This is a genomic window from Geobacillus lituanicus (genome assembly GCF_050994965.1).
Lineage (GTDB): Bacteria > Bacillota > Bacilli > Bacillales > Anoxybacillaceae > Geobacillus > Geobacillus stearothermophilus.
Window position 1 is genome coordinate 3,168,075 of sequence record NZ_CP194773.1, and the last position, 18,578, is coordinate 3,186,652.

Consider the following 18,578-nt stretch of genomic DNA (forward strand, 5'->3'; position numbering starts at 1 on the left):
AAAAACTATTTAAAACCTTTCTATATTTTGTTAAAATTATATAAAAGATTTTGTTCAATCCATTTTCCAGTAAAAGGTGAAAGTGTAAATGAAGAAAATAATTCTTCCTGTAATTTTATTTATCAATCTTGTTTTTATAGTGGGTTACCTCATAGATACCGGGTTCCCCTTCGGTTCTTTATGGCTGGTATGGCTACCCTTTTTCGTTGCTGGTATCATCCTGTCCATTATGTTTCTAGTTCGTTATAGAAAGGAATCCAATGCCAACCTATTTTTATCGCTTGCTGTCTTGTTAAGTAGCCTTAGTTCTTTAGGTCTTTGGAGTTGTAACTATTCACCCCAGTGCTAGTGTATAAAAAAGCCCAGCACAAATAGGGCATTTCGGTCATAGAAAATGCCCTAGGTAGCGGAAAGAACTCGATCGATCGTTTCGCCTGCCAACAGAAGACATAACGAATCCCACACGTTTTTTTCGTGTTTCGTCAGTGTGGAAACGATGCTTCTTGCGATGCAAAACGACTGCGCGAATGTTTCTTCGCGAAACGTACCCGAAATGTTCTCTTTGACTTTGACCATGCGAAGATCGCGTTCGGCTTGGTTGTTGTCAAAGGGAACATGTACTTCACGTAAGAAACGCAGCGCTTCTTCCTTTCGTTTTTGAAGCCGTCGAACAAAAGCAAGTGCTTTTTTCGGAAGAGGCGTCATCGTTTCTAATCGGTGTTGTGCTCTTTCTAGGATGCGATCATACACTCGTTCCCACCGTCTCGCTTCTTCTTCGGAAAGTGCACCGTGATGGGCTTCGACGGCTTGCTTGGCGGCTAACAGAAACGTGGTCATGCGCATCGCCCACGTATGCCCTTGTTCGATGAATCCTTTTAACTCACGCAAATGATGGGCGTGACAAAGGGCATGGGTGGCATGTGTGTATTTCGGATATGTACCGAACGCATCGTGCATCATCGTCCCTTCATATCGGGGAAGAATCCCGATATCATCGGTCGCTTTTTTTCCACGAGAAGCGTGAGGAGCCAAGTATGTATATCTCGATGTACACGCGACATGCACCCATGCGAGTTTCCCATTGATGCGCAAACTCGTTTCATCGACATGCAGGATGTTGGATTCAAGTAAGGCGTCTTCGATGATGTCCATATTTGATTCCAGCGCTTCGCGTCCTCGTTTCACCATATTGGCAAGAGTTCCCGTACTAATCGAGTGTTGATATAACGCTTCGATTGTATCACTTAAACGCTTGTACGGGATCAATTGGATATGATGTAAATAAACAACGAGCGCCGTGAGCCGTGGACCGTATTGCACATGATTCGTGACATGGGATGGGAATTCGGCTTGTTGCACGCATCGACAATGTGGACACGATTTCACTTCACGTTCATGTTGTGTCACCTCGATCGCCACACGAGGGACATCAAACACTTGACGGATATCGACTTTGAACGGTTTGACGTCACGCAAAGAAGCTCCACATCCTTGACACGTATGCACACGGTGGACGACACGATGATGTGGATGTTCCACTTGACGGAGCGTCGTTCCTTGATGTCCTTCTTGTCCGCCTGGCTTGTTGCCAGATGGTTGACGAGAAGAACGTGTGTTGGCAAAACGGTCAGAAGATGGGGGCAAATGGCTATTAGAGCTGTTTTTTTTCGTGCGTGCTTCCAGCTCTTGAACGCGATACTTGAGTTGTTCATTTTCTTTGCGTAGCTGTTTGTTTTCTTTCAACAGTTGCTCAATGACTTGTTGTTGGTGAGTAATGAGCTGCTTTTGTTGTTGGACTTTGCTGATTAAGCTTTCAACTGTAAATACAGCTTGTTGTACCGTCAACATGTGATTCACCTCCTTGTCTATCAATATTCACATCATAGACAAGGAAAGAAGAAAATATTCAGCTCACTTTATGATGTGGCTGAATAGTTACTTGGAGTTTTTATTATTATTTAGCCCGTGTTATGGGAGGATAAGAGCACGAAAAGAGAAGGTTGGAATAGACCTTCTCTTTTCATAAAAACATTTAGAAAATGCTACCTAATTTTCCTTGCGAGCACAATAATCCAAACTCGGCAACCATCCACCAGCCCGGATCATAAGTAGCGTATGCACAGAGATATCATTCGTAATCGCAACCATCGTCTCCTTTCCCAAAATTAGCCCAACAACGATCGTGAGCTTGGCAGCATCGGTCTAATGCGTTAATTGGTGTTCCACTTCTACACTTGGCTCCAAAGTAATTTTGGTAACAATATTTTTCATTACCAGAACCATAGGAAACTAAGCATCCCTCATACCAGGCTTCGGGTGCGATTTCACCTTCCATTATTTTATCAGTCCCCATTGGTTTTTTAAGCTCTTCTACAAACAAGAAGTAAGAAGCTTCAAAAGGAATTTCAACTTATCTCTAGGAGCCCGGTGATTTACTTAGCAACGAGGTAAAACCTATATTTTCTCAAATTCAGAAACCTTGATAAAACGTGCTTTTGTTTCTCATTCAGCTTCGTCGATTTCTCAAGTATCCTCGTTTTTCACCGGCCTTCTAGAGACAAAGATGTGATTGTTTAAGTATGAGAGTGAAATCATGGGAAATATTTGCAAGAAAATTAAAAATATAATCAAATCAAAATTGATCTTCTCAAAATAGTTAAGTGTATTGATTGTTGTACGGAAGATGAAAAAGAACTTTACCAGAACAAAGAAGTGACAAGCTTGTTGCCCAAATGATTCGCCGATTTGTTTGAAATCCCTAAGACCCAATATTCAATCACTGTGTATGTAATGGGTGTAATATGGGAAAACGATTGCCTTCTTTTTGTCTCCACCGCCCTTGACGATTCTTTCCCACCTTTGTCGGGTGTTGGTCAAGGGCGACTCCATCCTTGAACATCCCTCCGATACTCAAGGGGATGGTCTATGTGGAGTCTTCATAACGCGCTTTTGACGCGACCCTTTGCTATCCTCGCCCGCCGCAAAAAAAGGCACCTTTCTTGGCAAACAGCCGAAAGGTGCCTGTAATGATTCTGTTATCGGTTATTTTTTCAAATTGTAGAACGAACGGATGCCTTGGTAAATGGCCGTATGGCCGAGTTCATCTTCAATGCGGAGCAGCTGGTTGTATTTCGCGACGCGGTCGGTGCGCGACGGCGCGCCTGTTTTGATTTGGCCGGCGTTCGTGGCGACGGCGATGTCGGCGATCGTGCTGTCTTCCGTTTCGCCGGAGCGGTGCGAGACGACAGCCGTGTAGCCGGCGCGTTTCGCCATTTCGATGGCGTCAAACGTTTCCGTCAGCGTGCCGATTTGGTTCACTTTGATCAAAATCGAGTTGCCGACGCCTTTTTCAATGCCTTCCGCCAGTTTTTTCGTGTTCGTGACGAACAAGTCGTCGCCGACAAGCTGCACTTTTTTGCCGAGCCGCTCGGTCAGCAGTTTATGGCCTTCCCAGTCGTTTTCATCGAGCCCGTCTTCGATCGAGATGATCGGGTATTTCGAGACAAGTTCTTCATACCAAGCGACCATTTCTTCGGACGTTTTGACAACGCCTTCGCCTTCCAAATGATATTTGCCGTCTTCTTTGTTGTACAGCTCGGATGAAGCAACGTCCATGGCGAGCATCACTTGCTCGCCCGGTTTGTAGCCGGCTTTTTCGATCGCTTCGATGATCGTTTGCAGCGCTTCTTCGTTCGATTTCAAGTTCGGGGCGAAGCCGCCTTCATCGCCGACCGCGGTGTTGTAGCCTTTCGATTTCAGCACCGCTTTTAAGCTGTGGAAAATTTCCGCCCCCATGCGCAGCGCTTCGCGGAAGCTTTCCGCCCCGACTGGCATGATCATAAATTCTTGAATGTCGACGTTGTTGTCCGCATGCGCGCCGCCGTTTAAAATGTTCATCATCGGCACCGGCAGCGTTTTGGCATTAAAGCCTCCTAAGTATTGGTACAGCGGCAAACCGAGCTCGTCCGCCGCCGCGCGGGCCACGGCAAGCGAAACGCCCAAAATGGCGTTGGCGCCAAGTTTGCTTTTGTTTTCCGTGCCGTCAAGCTCAATCAACGCGCGGTCGATCGCCACTTGGTCGGTCACTTCAAGGCCGATGATTTCCGGAGCGATCACTTCGTTGACGTTTTCGACCGCTTTTAACACCCCTTTGCCGAGGTAGCGGTTTTTGTCGCCGTCGCGCAGTTCGACTGCTTCATATTCCCCAGTCGAGGCGCCGCTTGGCACCAGGGCGCGGCCGAAACCGCCTTCTTCTGTATACACTTCCACTTCTACGGTTGGGTTGCCGCGCGAATCGAGCACTTCGCGGGCGTAAACATCAATAATCGCAGACATGAACACACACTCCTTTTCCTTCGTATCGTTATTTGACAATCAACGATTTCCCTGTCATTTCGTTCGGCTGCGGCAAACCGAGCAAATCAAGCATCGTCGGCGCCAAATCTCCTAAAATGCCGCCGTCTCTCAGCTTGATGCCTTTTTTCGTCACGATCACCGGCACCGGATTCGTTGTATGCGCCGTTTGCGGCTTGCCGTCCGGCGTCAGCACTTCATCGGCGTTGCCGTGGTCGGCGGTGATGATGGCGATGCCGCCTTTGGCCAAAATGGCGTCGACGACTTTGCCGAGGCATTCGTCCACGGCTTCCACCGCCTTGATCGTCGGCTCAAGCTTGCCCGAGTGGCCGACCATATCCGGGTTGGCGTAGTTCAAGATGATCGCGTCGTACTTGTCAGCTGCAATCTCTTTCAGCAGCGCGTCTGTCACTTCATAGGCGCTCATTTCCGGTTTCAGGTCGTACGTCGCCACTTTCGGCGAGTTGATCAAAATCCGGTCTTCGCCTGGAAATTTCTCTTCGCGGCCGCCGCTGATGAAAAACGTCACGTGCGGGTATTTTTCGGTCTCGGCGATGCGCAGCTGGCGCAAGCCGTGCTGCGACAGCACTTCCCCGAGCGTGTTGTCCAAGTTCGTCGGCTTGAACGCCACGTACCCTTTCACCGTTTCGCTGAAATGGGTCAAGCAGACAAAGAACAAATGCTTCGGATGTTTCGGGCCGCGGTCAAATTCGCGGAAATCTTCATTCGTAAACGTGTTCGAAATTTGAATCGCCCGGTCGGGGCGGAAGTTGTAGAAAATAATCGCGTCGTTGTCTTGAATCGTCGCCACCGGCCGGCCGTCTTCGCGGACGATGACCGACGGCAGGACGAACTCGTCGTAAATGCCGTGTTGGTACGAATCTTCGATGCACTCAAGCGGATCGCGGTACGTCGGGCCTTCGCCGTACACCATCGCCCGGTACGCCTTCTCGACGCGGTCCCACCGCTTGTCGCGGTCCATCGAGTAGTAGCGGCCCGACAACGTCGCGATTTCACCGACGCCGTACTCCTTGATTTTTTCCTGCAGTTCTTTAATGTATTGCGGCGCCGTTTGCGGGCCGACGTCGCGGCCGTCCAAAAAGCCGTGGATGTACACGCGCTTCACGCCTTCTTTCGCCGCTAAGCGCAAGAGGGCGTACAAATGGTGAATATGGCTGTGCACCCCGCCGTCGGACAGCAGACCAAACAAATGCAAGCTTGTCCCATGCTCTTTCACATGGTTCATCGCTGCCAAAAACGTTTCATTCCGGTCAAACTCGCCTTCGCGGATGGCAATGTTGACCCGCGTTAAGCTTTGGTATACAATGCGCCCGGCGCCGATGTTCAAGTGTCCGACCTCGGAGTTGCCCATCTGCCCTTCCGGAAGCCCGACCGCCTCGCCGCATGCCTTGAGCGTTGTGTGCGGGTATTCGTTCCAATAGCGGTCAAAATTGGGCTTGTGAGCTTGGGCGACCGCATTGCCGTACGTTTCCTCGCGCAGCGCAAACCCGTCCAAAATGATGAGCGCAACCGGTCGTTTACTCATGGCGCCCCGCCTCCACCAATTGCAAGAATGAAGCCGGCTCCAAGCTCGCCCCGCCGACTAAGGCGCCGTCGATCTGTTCTTGCGCCAAAAAGTCGCGGATGTTGTCCGGTTTGACGCTGCCGCCGTATTGGATGCGGATCGCTTCCGCCGCTTCCGGGCCAAACAGGCGCGAGACGACCGAACGAATATGGCCGCACACGTCGTTCGCATCTTCCGCCGTCGACGACTTCCCCGTGCCGATCGCCCAAATCGGCTCGTAAGCGATGACCGCTTGCTTCACTTGATCCGGCGTCAAGCCGGCGAGCGCTTTTTCCACTTGTGAAGCGACGACCGCATTCGTCTGCCCGGCTTCCCGCTCCTCGATCGTTTCCCCGCAGCAAACAATCGGCACAAGCCCACGGGTGAAAGCCGCCAATACTTTTTTATTGACGGTCTCATCCGTCTCCGCAAACATCTGCCGGCGCTCCGAATGGCCGAGGATGACGTACGTGACGCCGAGGTCTTTCAGCATGACCGGGCTCACTTCGCCGGTGTACGCCCCTTGGTCGGCAAAATGCATGTTTTGCGCCCCGATTTTTAAATTCGTGCCGTCTGCCGCTTGCACCAGCCGATCCAAAAAGAGAAACGGCGCGCAAACGACGGAATCGACTTCATCGGCCGGCGGCACGAGCCCTTTTACGTTCTCGACAAATTGAACCGCTTCCGCTAATGTTTTATGCATTTTCCAGTTGCCTGCAATGATCGGTTTTCTCATCGTTCACCCTTCCTTTCGCTGGGCGGCGTCAGCCGCCATGCGCCAAATCCGGCGCCGTGGGTCATTTGTCTTCGAGCGCGACGACACCCGGCAGCTGTTTTCCTTCCATAAACTCGAGCGAAGCGCCGCCGCCGGTGGAGATATGATCCATTTTGTCGGCCAAGCCGAATTTCTCAACCGCCGCCGCCGAATCCCCGCCGCCGATGACCGAATAGGTGTCGGGCGCTTCCGCCAATGCTTCAGCGATCGCTCTCGTCCCGTGCGCGAACGCGTCCATTTCAAAGACGCCCATCGGGCCGTTCCAGACAACGAGCTTCGACTCGCGAATGACATCGCGGTACAATTCGCGCGTTTTCGGGCCGATGTCAAGCGCCTCCCAATCGGCTGGAATCGCGTCAATCGGCACGACTTTCGTGTTGGCGTCGTTCGCAAACCGGTCGGCGACGACCACGTCCACCGGCATATAAAAACGGACGCCTTTTTCTTTTGCTTTTTCCATAAACGATTTCGCCAGTTCGATTTTATCTTCTTCAAGCAGCGACTTGCCGACATCATGCCCAAGCGCTTTGACGAACGTGTACGCCAGTCCGCCGCCGATGATCAAGTTGTCGACTTTTTCAAGCAAATTGTCGATGACGCCGATTTTGTCTTTCACTTTCGCCCCGCCGATGATCGCTGTAAACGGGCGGTCCGGATTCGAAAGCGCCTTGCCAAGCACTTCGAGTTCTTTTTCCATCAAAAATCCGGCCACCGCCGGCAAGTAATGGGCGATGCCTTCCGTCGACGCATGGGCGCGATGGGCGGCGCCGAACGCATCGTTGACATATAGATCCGCAAGCTCCGCAAACGCTTTGGCGAGCTCGAGATCATTTTTCTCTTCGCCCGGATAGAAGCGGACGTTCTCAAGCAAGAGCACATCGCCTTCGTTCAAACGGTCGACCGCCGCTTTCACCTCATCGCCGACCGCTTCATTCGTTTTGGCGACCGGCCGTTCAAGCAGCTCGCCGAGCCGCTTCGCAACGGCATCCAAACGCAATTCTTCGACCACTTTTCCTTTCGGGCGGCCGAGGTGGCTCGCCAAAATGACTTTCGCCCCGTGCTCGATCAAATAGCGGATCGTCGGGAGTGCGGCGCGAATGCGTGTGTCATCAGTGATCGCGCCTTCTTCCATCGGCACGTTGAAATCAACGCGGCAGAAGACGCGCTTCCCTTTGACATCAACGTCGCGAACCGTCTTCTTGTTCATCGTTCCAGCCCCCTTCAACGATGGTGTTGGAAAAGGAAAAGGAGTGGGGATCATTTCCCCGCTCCCCTCCATTTTCCTATTATAGACTTGAACAGGCGGAAAACTCAACGCCAAGCTGGTTTTACAGCCCTTTCGAGGCGATGTAGGCGGCCAAGTCGACGACGCGGTGCGAATAGCCCGTTTCGTTGTCATACCACGAAACGACTTTCACCATTTTGCCTTCAATGACCATTGTCGACAACGCGTCGATCGTCGACGAAGCGGTGCTGCCGTTGTAGTCGCGCGACACGAGCGGTTCTTCGCTGTAGGCCAAAATGCCTTTCAGCTCGCCTTCCGCTGCTGCTTTCAACGCGGCATTCACTTCTTCGACCGTCACTTCTTTTTCCAATTCCGCCACCAAGTCGACAACGGATACGTTCGGCGTCGGCACGCGCATCGCCATGCCGTTCAACTTTCCTTTCAATTCCGGCAAAACGAGCGCGACCGCTTTCGCCGCCCCGGTCGTCGTCGGAATGATCGATTCCGCCGCGGCGCGGGCCCGGCGCAAATCTTTGTGCGGCAAGTCCAAAATTTGTTGGTCGTTCGTGTACGAATGAACGGTCGTCATCATGCCGCGGACGATGCCGAATTGTTCATGCAGCACTTTCGCAAACGGCGCCAAGCAGTTCGTCGTGCACGACGCGTTCGAGATAACATGGTGGCTTTTCGGGTCGTATTTGTCTTGGTTGACGCCCATGACGATCGTAATGTCTTCGTTTTTCGCCGGGGCGGAAATGATCACTTTTTTCGCGCCGGCTTCCAAATGCTTCGCCGCATCTTCGCGTTTCGTGAAGCGGCCGGTCGATTCGACGACGATGTCAACGCCGATTTCGCCCCATGCCAAGTTGGCCGGGTCGCGTTCCGCTTTGACGATGATTTCTTTGCCGTTGACGACCAAGTTGTTGCCGTTGACGGACACTTCTGCATCCAGCTGGCCGTGAACGGAGTCATACTTCAACAAATGCGCAAGCGTGTTGGCATCCGTTAAATCGTTCACCGCCACCACTTCAATGTTCGGATTTTTCAATGCCGCGCGGAACACATTGCGCCCAATGCGGCCAAATCCGTTGATCCCAACTTTTACTGCCATCGTGTTTTCCTCCTTAACTTTGCTGCTGAATAGTATCGGCAAGGGAAGTTATTCCCCTACTAACGCTTTGGCGGCACCTTCGTCGGTGACGAGCAGTGAATGCGGCGCCCGCTTCATATAGGCGCGAATGGCTTTCGCCTTCGATGCCCCTCCGGCGACGGCGATGACATGTTCGACATGCGGGAGATGCTCAAGTTGAATGCCGACTGTTTTCACTTTATGGACGACGTCGCCGTACTCGTTGAAATAGTAGCCGAACGCCTCGGCGACCGCATGGCGGGCGATGATGTTCTCCATCTCTACAGGCGGCGTCTTCCGCCGCTTGGCCATCGTCACCGCTTCACCGATGCCATGGACGACCATGCGGCATGATTGGATGAGCTCCAGCACTTCCTTCACGGCTGGCTCTTCGACGAGCGACGCATACGCTTCGTCGCTCAGCTGGTCAGGCACGTGCAGCAACCGATAGCGGCCCATCGCTTTTTCCGCCATTTTCGCACAAATCGTGTTCGCCTGATTCTCGACATCTTCGCCAAGGCCTCCACGCGCCGGCACGAACAACACATCGCGAAGCTTCGAATCCGGCGTCATCATCTCCGCGACCGCCGCCATCGTCGTTCCGCCGGCCACGGCGACGATGTCCCCGGGCTCAAGCAGCTCCTTCATGCAGGCGACGCACGCTCTTCCCATTTCTTTTTTTACCCAAGGAAACCGGTCGCTATCCCCGGCAACGACAATTACGCGCGGAATGCCAAGCTGCTCCTGCAACGCGGCTTCCAGCTCTTTGAGCCCAAGCGCTTCCCGCATCAAATCGTGGAGCGTATACAGCAGCGCTTGGCCTTCTTCCGTCAGCCTCATGCCCGATACATCGGCGGAAAGCAAGTTTTGCCCTTTCAAAAACTCTGTTTCCGACCGCAGCACCCGCTCGCTCATGCCAAGGCTGGCAGCCAGCACCCGCCGCCCGACCGGCGCCATAAGCGAAATGGAGTGCAAAATCTCGTACCGTTTTTGCATAACGTCAAGCAAGTCGGGCGATAATTTTTTTAATGCCTCTACTAACGGTTGCATCGATCCTTCCCCTTAGCAGAACATAGGGACGTTTTTTGTCCCGGTATGACATATTATGTCCCGCCAATCGATAAAAAATTCCTCCCGCGCTATTTTCATTATAGCAGGAGGACGATAGCCGTTCAACTGTTTCGCACTTGCCGCAACCGCTTTCTCACCATTTCTTTTTCAATCATCCCATACCCGATTTCTTCCCCGTCAAGCTCGACGACCGGAATCATCAACTGATATTTCTCGAGAAGCGCGTCGTCTTCATAAATATCGATCTCTTCCATCGTAAACCGATAGTCTACCTGCAGCTCCGTCAAAACCGCTTTCGCTTTGTCGCAAAGCGGACAGTTCGTCTTCGTGTACAACCGGATGTGCATCGCGTTCTTCCTTTCTTTCACCGGTCGCATCAAGCTCCGGTGTATTGCTTTCGTTTCGCCGAAGAAGGAATGCGCAGCTGCTCGCGGTATTTGGCGACCGTGCGGCGCGAAATGGCGATGCCGTATCGGCCATGAAGCAAATCGGCCAGCTGTTGGTCAGAAAGCGGCGCCTGTCGGTCTTCCGCCGCGATCAGCTCTTGGATGATCGATTTCACTTGAGCGGAGGAGGCCACCTCGATCGTTTCCTTGACCGTCGCGGCGTTCGAAAAGAAGCGGCGCAGCTCGATCGTGCCAAACGGCGTTTGCACATATTTATGACGCGCCGCACGGCTTACCGTCGATTCATGGACGCCGAGCTCCTCGGCCACCTCGCGCATCGTCATCGGTTTAAGCGCCGCAAATCCGAACTCCAAACACGGACGCTGGCGATCGACAATGACCGCCATGAGCCGAAGAAGCGTCTGTTTTCGCTGCTCTAGGCTTTTTGCAAGCCATGTAAACTGCCGATATTTTTCTTTGATAAACTGTTCGGCATGCCGATCGCTCGATGCGGCGATGCGCCGCTCGTACTCCCGATTCCATCCGAGCTCCGGATGGATGTCATCGTTGTAGGCGACAATCCAGTCTCCATCCCCTTTGCGGGTGACGATGACATCCGGCACGACCAAAGGCGGGGTTTCGCTCGAATAGTGAATGCCCGGCCGTGGCTCGAGTGTGCGAATGAGCTCGAAGACGCGTTGCAGTTCGCCAAGGCTGACGCCAAGCTGCTTGGCCAGCGTTTTCCACGACTTTTCCGCAAAAGGAACAAAATGATAACGGACGATCGTTTCCGCCAGCTCGTCGCGCTCAGGAAGACGTTCAAGCTGCAGCAAGAGGCATTCCGCCAAATCGCGGGCGCCGACTCCCGGCGGGTCGAGCGACTGCACAAGGCGCAGCCCCCGTTCCATCTCTTGTTCCGATGCGGAAAACCGCGCCGCCAGCTCGGCAAGCGGCACGCGCAAATAGCCATCCTCATCGAGCGAGGCAATGAGATAACGGACGATGCGCTCTTCCCGATCGGCCAGCTTCAACGCAGGCAGCTGAGAAAGCAAATGGCCAACAAGTGTCTCTGCGCGGGCGCCAATGTTCTCGAGCCATTGCTTTTGGTCTCTTTCGGTCCGGCTTGGCCGTTGCCGCACCCGGGTGCGGCGAATTTCCAAAAACGGGTTTTCCAGCGACCGTTCATATAAAAACGCTTCCAAATCCAATGCGGAATATTGCAGCAGTTCAATCGCCTGCACCAGTTCCTTTGTCAGCGACAGCTGCAGCCGCTGCTCTTGCCATAACTCCGCCCTCATCGTCACGCCTCCCTTTCTTTTATTGTACACGACGGCAAGGATGAGGGGTAGGAGAAATTTTTGACGGCGGAAAGCGGCCTTGTCGACCGCCCGAACCGGCGCCTGTTCAGACGAAAAAACCCAATGCCCCGCCCGAGCCCTTGATTTGGGAACCCTCTCGAGGAAAGCGGCGCGTCCGCTGCTGATCTAAAAGAAAAACAGCCTCCTAGGCGGCTGTTTTGCCTCGGCAGGATTATAACCATATACCAAGTATATGTTTTTTAACCTAAGGGTCTTTATTCCTTCCCATTTCCTCCTCACCGCCCCGCGCACTCGTTTATACGTATCGCGCCGGACCCCATGATCTCCATCCAGTCGCCCCAGGTCATTCTGTCCTTTTTCTTCATGTGGTTTAGCTTTTGTTATCGTTCAATACCTCGTGCAACTTCTACACGTGTATCACCTCACCTAAATAAAAAACGCCGCCCAATCGGGTGACGCAACGGAAGGAGGATTCGGTTTGCACCTTTCACTTATTAGTGGCATTTACACGACAAAAAACAAAAAATTGATTAAAAACTGTTTATACGTGTTAAAATACGTGTTATAATGTAATTAAGGAGGGAGGGAAATGAAGAGTTACTCTTCAAAGGAATTAATAAAAATCATACAACAAGATGGGTGGTACATAGTAAGAACAAGTGGCAGTCATCATCAGTTTAAACATCCCAGTAAACCTGGACTAGTAACCATCCCCCATCCAAAGAAAAACTTACCGATCAAAACAGTAAAAAGCATACTCAAACAGGCGGGACTATTATAAGCCCCCTAAAGGAGGTTAACATATATGCACAAAAAAGACCGCTATATTTATCCAGCTATTTTCGATTACAGCAGCGATGGAATATTCTGTTGAGTTTCCTGATCTTCCTGGCTGCTTTACTTGCGGAGATACAGAAGAAGACGCTTTTAAAATGGCTAAAGAGGCGATGGCATTACACTTATACGGCTTGGAACAGGAAAATGAAGAGATTCCTGAGCCTTCAAAAGTATCGGAAATTCAAACAGAAAACAATCAAGTAATCGTGTTCATCGAGGTATGGATGCCACCTTTTAGACATGAAATGGAAAACAGAGCCGTTAAAAAGACGTTGACTATCCCGAAATGGCTTGATGATCTAGCGAAAGAACATAACGTGAACTACTCCCAAATTCTTCAAGAAGCATTAAAGAAGCATCTTGGCGCTACCGACCGATAAATACATTATAAAAAGCCTCTTCACTCGCAAAGGCAGCAGAAGAGGCTTTCGTTTATACGTTTTTTTTATTTTTTCTCCGACCATTCAATCATTGTCTGAACACCACTTGAAGAGGTACACAAATCATTTGCAACTGTAGTCTGGATGAAGAAAGAGCGCTTCCAGATACTCCGTGGCGCCATACGCTTTGTCTGCGGACAAGGTCCGAATCGTGATCGACGGTTGGCGAAACCGAATCGAAGCCAGCTGCTCCAAACTCGTTTCCCGTTCCGCCATATTGTCACTACTCTGCAAACGTACTCGCATATTTTAGATGAGATGGAACAAAAAGAATCCTGGCAGGTCGTCACGCGATGGCGGAACTGGATCGTACCAAATAGCCGTGCAAAATTCGTGCAAAATTTTTTCGGATTCTATCGTTTTTTTCGGGATTCCCCAAAAATGAAAAACGACCGCAAACGCGGTCGTATCAAGGAGTTTAGGAATTCCGATCCGAACGGGTCGGATACAAGTAGCGCCCTCGGCAGGATTCGAACCCACGCTAAGAGAACCGGAATCTCTCGTGCTATCCACTACACTACGAGGGCATATCGATTGATTGTTTTGCTGTTCCGTTCTGTTGCATGTTCTATTATAGCAGGATCGAAAAAAAATGCAAGGGGAAAATGCAATAAAAAAAGAGGAAAAATTAGGATCCCATTCCACACCTTATCGCCTGCACCGACGGCCGCGGTTCTTCGCCCCGGTTGCAGAGGCGGAAAACAGTGGTTTAAAAAATGAAAAAGCGGTTATGATGAAAAGAGGGATGTTCGCCGTCGTTCGCGAATATATATAACTGGCGGGAAGAGGGCATTTTGTTTGACCTTCATTGACCAATCGTGTATGATGAAGGCGTACATACTTTATGAAAGGGAAAAGGAGGCGTTTTGGATGTATTTGATTCCGACGGTCATTGAACAGACGAACCGCGGGGAGCGGGCGTATGACATTTATTCGCGGTTGTTGAAAGACCGGATCATTTTCCTCGGCAGCCCGATCGACGACCAAGTGGCCAACTCGATCGTGTCGCAGCTGCTGTTTTTGGCGGCGGAAGACCCGGACAAAGACATTTCCTTGTACATCAACAGCCCGGGCGGTTCGATCACGGCCGGCTTGGCGATTTACGACACGATGCAGTTCATTAAGCCAGACGTATCGACGATTTGCATCGGCATGGCGGCATCGATGGGGGCGTTTCTGCTGGCGGCTGGCGCCAAAGGAAAACGGTTTGCCCTTCCGAACAGCGAGGTAATGATCCACCAACCGCTCGGCGGCGCCCAAGGGCAGGCGACGGAAATCGAAATCGCCGCGAAGCGCATTTTGTTCTTGCGCGACAAACTGAACCGCATTTTGGCGGAAAACACCGGCCAGCCGATCGAAGTGATCGAACGCGATACGGACCGCGACAACTTCATGACGGCGCAAAAAGCGATGGAATATGGCATTATCGACCGGGTGCTGACGCGTTCGGACGAAAAATAAGCCGAAACAATAAAGGCTGCTTCGGAAACGGAGCAGCCTTGTCTCATATTCGCCCGCGAACGCACCGACGGTCGTTCCGGCGCACCACTCACTTTTCTTTTTGCACATAGGCGGCGAGCTTTTCAATCGCTTCTTGTTCATCCGGACCGTCGGCGATGAGCGTGACCACCGCTCCGTGGCCGACAGCGAGGCTCATCAAGCCCATAATGCTTTTCGCGTTCACCCGTTTCCCGTCTTTTTCTAAAAACACATCAGCGGAAAAACGGTTTGCCTCTTGGACAAACAACGCCGCCGGGCGCGCCTGCAGCCCGGTTTTCAATTTCACTTCGACTTGTCTTTCCACCATTCTCCATCCCCCCTTTACAGCGATTTATGGAAGTCGACCGGCTTTCCCGCCCGCAGCCGCTCCGCGATCTCATCGATTTTGCGCAGTCGATGGTTGATGCCGGATTTGCTGATTTTGCCGCCGGCGACCATCTCGCCAAGCTCTTTCAGCGTCACGTCTTGATGCTCGATGCGAAGCTTCGCGATTTCCCGCAGCTTCGCTGGCAAGGCGTCGAGGCCGATCGTCTCGTCGATGTAGCGGATGTTTTCGACTTGACGGAGTGCAGCGCCGATCGTCTTGTTCAAATTGGCCGTCTCGCAGTTGACAAGCCGGTTGACCGAGTTGCGCATATCGCGGACGATGCGGATGTCTTCAAAGCGGAGCAGCGCCTGGTGAGCGCCGATGATGTTCAAAAACTCGGCAATTTTCTCCGCCTCTTTTAAATACGTAATAAACCCCTTTTTCCGTTCCAACGTTTTCGCATTTAAAAAAAAGTGGCTGTTCATCAGTTCACATAAAGAGCGGTTATGATCCTCGTACAAAGAAAAAATCTCCAAGTGATACGAGGACGTCTCCGGATTGTTGACCGAGCCGCCGGCCAAAAACGCACCGCGCAAATACGAGCGCTTGCAGCACTTTTTCTTGACAAGTTCCGGATCGATGTCATGAATGAACGAAAAATCGCCGTTCCAAATGCAAAGATCACGGAGCAGCGGGGCGGCGCCGTCGGTAATGCGGACGATATACACGTTATTTTTCTTTAAACGCATTTTTTTGCGGACAAACAGCTCAACCGCGACGTCATACCCTTTTTTCAACAGCGTATAAATGCGCCGGGCGATCGCCGCATTTTCCGTTTGGACATCGACCGCCATCCGCCCGCCGGAAAACGCCAGTGAGCCGTTCATGCGCAACAGCGCCGACAGCTCGGCCCGCAAGCAGCAGCGCTTGACCTCTAAATTCGTCAGCTCCTTCTTCGTTTCGGACGCAAAAGACATGATCGTTCCACCTCCATTCGCTCCCGTACCGGCCGGTTGGAGGTGCCCAACTCTCGGCGCGGCCATGCGGCCGCCGCCCCTCGCGCCCCGTCTCCTTGGCCTATGCGTATGCGGACCAAGCACACAGCGTCCGCCGTCTAGCAGCGGGGAAGCAGCCCGAGAAGGAGGGCGGCGACTTTCCCTGTATTATGGCGAATGACCCCTTCATCGTACGTAACAATATCGTCACGGATCACCTGCACGCCGAGCGTGCCGCTGTCATCATGCACCGGCTCGGCCCGCTCCTCTTCATACCGGCGGCGGATGGATTCCGGAATCGCCCCGCTGTTGACGATGACGGCATCCAAAAACGGGACGCCAAGATGGTCATGAAGCGCCTTCACATGGTCGCTCACCGTATAGTGCGGCGTCTCGCCGGCCTGGGTCATAATGTTGCATATATAGACTTTTTTCGCCTTCGCCTTGCACACTTCCTGCCCGATTTTCGGCACGAGCAAGTTCGGCAAAATGCTTGTGTACAGACTCCCCGGGCCGATGACAATCAAGTCGGCGCCGCGGATGGCGGCGGTCGTCTCCGGCAACGGTTCAATATCTTCCGGGGTTAAAAACACCCTCTTAATTTTTTTCCCTGCGCTAGGAATTTTCGACTCGCCCGAAACAATGGTACCATCTTCCATTTCCGCGTGCAACACGACGCTTTTGTTCGCCGCCGGCAACACTTGGCCGCGCACGTTCAACACTTTGCTCATTTCGCGGATCGCCTTCACAAAATCTCCGGTGATCGATGTGAGCGCCGCCAAAATCAAATTGCCGAGCGAGTGTCCCGATAAGCCGTTGCCGTTTTGAAAACGGTGTTGAAACAGCTCAACAATAAGCGGTTCGACATCAGACAGCGCAGCGAGCACGTTGCGCACATCCCCAGGCGGCGGGATGTGCAGTTCATCCCGGAGCCGCCCGGAACTCCCCCCGTCATCGGCGACGGTGACGATAGCCGTCAAGTCAAGATCGTGCTGTTTCAGACCCCGAAGCAGGACGGGAAGCCCAGTGCCGCCGCCGATGACGACGATCTTCACTGCTCGTTTGTCTCTCATCGATGCGCTTCCTTTCTCCTCTCCATGTCCCGGTGCGAGACAACCGTTTTATAATCGGCGGAAAAATGGCGGGCGATATGCTCAGCGAGCGCCACGGAACGATGCTGACCGCCCGTGCAGCCGATGGCGATCACCAGCTGGCTTTTTCCTTCGCGCTGGTAATACGGCAGCATAAACGCCAGCAAATCAATCAGCTTTTCCAAAAACTTTTGCGTTTCTCCCCATTTGAGCACATACGACGCCACTTCCTCATCGAGCCCGGTTTTCGGCCGCATATGCTCAATGTAGTGCGGGTTCGGCAAAAAGCGGACATCAAACACCAAGTCAGCGTCAATCGGGATGCCGTATTTAAATCCAAACGACATAACGTTGACCGTAAAGCCGGACTGGGCGTGCGATGAAAACTGGCGGACGATTTTCTCCCGCAGTTCGCGCGGCTTGAGCCCAGTCGTGTCATAAACGATTTGCGCCCGCCCTTTGAGCTCCTCAAGCAGTTTCCGCTCCAGGCGGATGCCTTCAAGCGGCGGCTCATTCGGCGCGAGCGGATGCGTCCGCCGCGTTTCTTTATAGCGGGCCACAAGCGTCGAGTCTTGCGCATCCAAAAACAAAATTTGCGGCATAATCCACGCCTGCCCGGCCAACTCATCGAGCGCGGCAAACAAGTGGTCGAAAAAGTCGCGGCTGCGCAAATCCATGACGAGCGCGACTTTATTCATTTTATTCCCGGACTCTTTCACAAGCTCCAAAAACTTCGGCAACAGCGTCGGCGGCAAGTTGTCGACGCAAAAAAAGCCGAGGTCTTCAAAGCTTTGGATCGCCACCGTTTTGCCCGCCCCGGACATGCCGGTGATGATGACGAGTTGAATCGGTTGCTGCGCCCCGTGTTTCCCCATTTTTCTGCTCCCCTTCCGCTAACTTGGATCAAGACGATATGAAAGCAGCTCAAACTCCTCCGTATATACAAACGTTCCGTACATGACCCCTTCGCCTTTGACAGCGTATTCTAAAATATGGTAGTCTCCTGGGGCCATCGGCAACGTGGACAGCGCTTCAACCTCATGCCAAGCGAGCGTCCCTTCTTCGGAAGACGGCACGTTTTCGCCGATGAAGTCGTCGGCGAAAAACGTAAACATCATCCACTCCGACACCGTTTCATTCCCGTTTTTCATCACGATCGTAAAAACGCCCTTGAGCCTCGGATTTTTCAAATAAATGCCCGTCTCTTCCCGGTATTCACGAATGCAAGCTTCACGCACCGTTTCACCGGGCTCCATTTTGCCGCCTGGGGCGACCCACCACCCGCGCTTTGGTTTTTGCAAAAGCAACACGCGGCCGTCTTTATATAGTACGCAATTCGTTACCCGTTGCAAGTCGTTCCCCCCAACTGTTGCGCGCATCTCATTATTTTTATTTTACCATAAATGGCTAGGCCGCTCCACCTTCAAACCGTTGGAAAACGCCCGTCTGTCAAAACGCCGGCGGCCTTCCCGCACTCCGCCCGGCCAACGCCTTTCGCGCCCAGCGAGCGCCAGACAAAAAAAGACGCGGACAAACGCCCGCGCCAAAAAGGATCTATATAAAAGGGGGTCAATTACTTACTTATA

The 18,578-nt window shown here is 52.4% G+C and carries 17 protein-coding genes, 1 tRNA gene and 1 pseudogene; 3 read left to right on the forward strand and 16 right to left on the reverse strand.

Annotated elements, in window-relative coordinates; translation table 11 throughout:
- Nucleotides 1–399: 399 nt before the first annotated feature.
- The 9 genes from tnpC to rpoN form a co-directional block, all read right to left on the reverse strand.
- Complete coding sequence (tnpC, locus tag ACR1UW_RS16265) at nt 400–1,848, reverse strand: IS66 family transposase (RefSeq protein WP_498934100.1); 1,449 nt, start codon at nt 1,846–1,848, stop codon at nt 400–402.
- 1,194 nt (nt 1,849–3,042) lie between these two features.
- Nucleotides 3,043–4,335, reverse strand: coding sequence for a phosphopyruvate hydratase (eno, locus tag ACR1UW_RS16270; protein WP_063329589.1), 1,293 nt, complete (start codon nt 4,333–4,335; stop codon nt 3,043–3,045).
- A gap of 28 nt (nt 4,336–4,363) precedes the next feature.
- Complete coding sequence (gene gpmI, locus ACR1UW_RS16275; RefSeq protein WP_033012091.1) at nt 4,364–5,899, reverse strand: 2,3-bisphosphoglycerate-independent phosphoglycerate mutase; 1,536 nt, start codon at nt 5,897–5,899, stop codon at nt 4,364–4,366.
- Nucleotides 5,892–6,653 (reverse strand): triose-phosphate isomerase, encoded by a 762-nt coding sequence (gene tpiA, locus ACR1UW_RS16280; RefSeq protein ID WP_015375781.1) that lies wholly within the window; start codon nt 6,651–6,653, stop codon nt 5,892–5,894. Before tpiA ends, gpmI begins: the two co-directional genes overlap by 8 nt.
- A gap of 61 nt (nt 6,654–6,714) precedes the next feature.
- Nucleotides 6,715–7,899: a phosphoglycerate kinase gene (locus ACR1UW_RS16285; RefSeq protein ID WP_498934103.1), complete on the reverse strand. Its 1,185-nt coding sequence runs from the start codon at nt 7,897–7,899 to the stop codon at nt 6,715–6,717.
- 121 nt (nt 7,900–8,020) lie between these two features.
- Nucleotides 8,021–9,028, reverse strand: a complete 1,008-nt coding sequence (gene gap / locus ACR1UW_RS16290; RefSeq protein WP_498934105.1) for a type I glyceraldehyde-3-phosphate dehydrogenase — start codon at nt 9,026–9,028, stop codon at nt 8,021–8,023.
- 48 nt (nt 9,029–9,076) lie between these two features.
- Nucleotides 9,077–10,096, reverse strand: a complete 1,020-nt coding sequence (locus tag ACR1UW_RS16295; RefSeq protein ID WP_498934107.1) for a sugar-binding transcriptional regulator — start codon at nt 10,094–10,096, stop codon at nt 9,077–9,079.
- 122 nt (nt 10,097–10,218) lie between these two features.
- The gene (locus ACR1UW_RS16300; protein WP_095859943.1) at nt 10,219–10,464 is read right to left on the reverse strand and encodes a glutaredoxin family protein; all 246 of its coding nucleotides are present in this window, start codon (nt 10,462–10,464) and stop codon (nt 10,219–10,221) included.
- A gap of 29 nt (nt 10,465–10,493) precedes the next feature.
- Complete coding sequence (gene rpoN, locus ACR1UW_RS16305; RefSeq protein ID WP_095859944.1) at nt 10,494–11,801, reverse strand: RNA polymerase factor sigma-54; 1,308 nt, start codon at nt 11,799–11,801, stop codon at nt 10,494–10,496.
- Nucleotides 11,802–12,411: 610 nt separating this feature from the next.
- Between rpoN and ACR1UW_RS16310 the strand changes: the two genes are divergently transcribed.
- Together ACR1UW_RS16310 and ACR1UW_RS16315 are read left to right on the forward strand one after the other, a co-directional pair.
- The gene (locus ACR1UW_RS16310; RefSeq protein WP_033012080.1) at nt 12,412–12,603 is read left to right on the forward strand and encodes a type II toxin-antitoxin system HicA family toxin; all 192 of its coding nucleotides are present in this window, start codon (nt 12,412–12,414) and stop codon (nt 12,601–12,603) included.
- Nucleotides 12,604–12,627: 24 nt separating this feature from the next.
- Nucleotides 12,628–13,039, forward strand: a pseudogene (locus ACR1UW_RS16315) (type II toxin-antitoxin system HicB family antitoxin).
- Nucleotides 13,040–13,162: 123 nt separating this feature from the next.
- Here the strand turns inward: ACR1UW_RS16315 and ACR1UW_RS16320 are convergent.
- Nucleotides 13,163–13,315 carry a hypothetical protein gene (locus tag ACR1UW_RS16320; RefSeq protein WP_033012077.1) on the reverse strand — a complete coding sequence of 51 codons (153 nt, stop codon included), beginning with the start codon at nt 13,313–13,315 and terminating at the stop codon, nt 13,163–13,165.
- Nucleotides 13,316–13,554: 239 nt separating this feature from the next.
- Nucleotides 13,555–13,626: transfer RNA gene (locus tag ACR1UW_RS16325), tRNA-Arg, on the reverse strand.
- A 343-nt stretch (nt 13,627–13,969) separates the two neighbouring features.
- On the opposite strand from ACR1UW_RS16325, the gene clpP reads away from it, so the two are divergent.
- Entirely contained in the window at nt 13,970–14,560 is a 591-nt protein-coding gene (gene clpP / locus ACR1UW_RS16330; RefSeq protein WP_033012074.1) for an ATP-dependent Clp endopeptidase proteolytic subunit ClpP, read from the forward strand.
- Between the two features lie 88 nt (nt 14,561–14,648).
- Here the strand turns inward: clpP and ACR1UW_RS16335 are convergent, their stop codons facing one another.
- The 5 genes from ACR1UW_RS16335 to ACR1UW_RS16355 all read right to left on the reverse strand — a co-directional run bounded on the left by ACR1UW_RS16335 (nt 14,649) and on the right by ACR1UW_RS16355 (nt 18,344).
- The gene (locus tag ACR1UW_RS16335) at nt 14,649–14,906 is read right to left on the reverse strand and encodes an HPr family phosphocarrier protein (RefSeq protein ID WP_047818985.1); all 258 of its coding nucleotides are present in this window, start codon (nt 14,904–14,906) and stop codon (nt 14,649–14,651) included.
- Nucleotides 14,907–14,920: 14 nt separating this feature from the next.
- Entirely contained in the window at nt 14,921–15,883 is a 963-nt protein-coding gene (gene whiA, locus ACR1UW_RS16340) for a DNA-binding protein WhiA (RefSeq protein ID WP_033012071.1), read from the reverse strand.
- 137 nt (nt 15,884–16,020) lie between these two features.
- Nucleotides 16,021–16,974, reverse strand: coding sequence for a gluconeogenesis morphogenetic factor MgfK (locus ACR1UW_RS16345; protein ID WP_429880561.1), 954 nt, complete (start codon nt 16,972–16,974; stop codon nt 16,021–16,023).
- Nucleotides 16,971–17,867, reverse strand: a complete 897-nt coding sequence (gene rapZ / locus ACR1UW_RS16350; RefSeq protein ID WP_033012069.1) for an RNase adapter RapZ — start codon at nt 17,865–17,867, stop codon at nt 16,971–16,973. The genes ACR1UW_RS16345 and rapZ overlap by 4 nt, the downstream gene beginning before the upstream one ends.
- An 18-nt stretch (nt 17,868–17,885) precedes the next feature.
- Nucleotides 17,886–18,344 carry an NUDIX hydrolase gene (locus ACR1UW_RS16355; RefSeq protein ID WP_033012106.1) on the reverse strand — a complete coding sequence of 153 codons (459 nt, stop codon included), beginning with the start codon at nt 18,342–18,344 and terminating at the stop codon, nt 17,886–17,888.
- Nucleotides 18,345–18,578 lie beyond the last annotated feature (234 nt).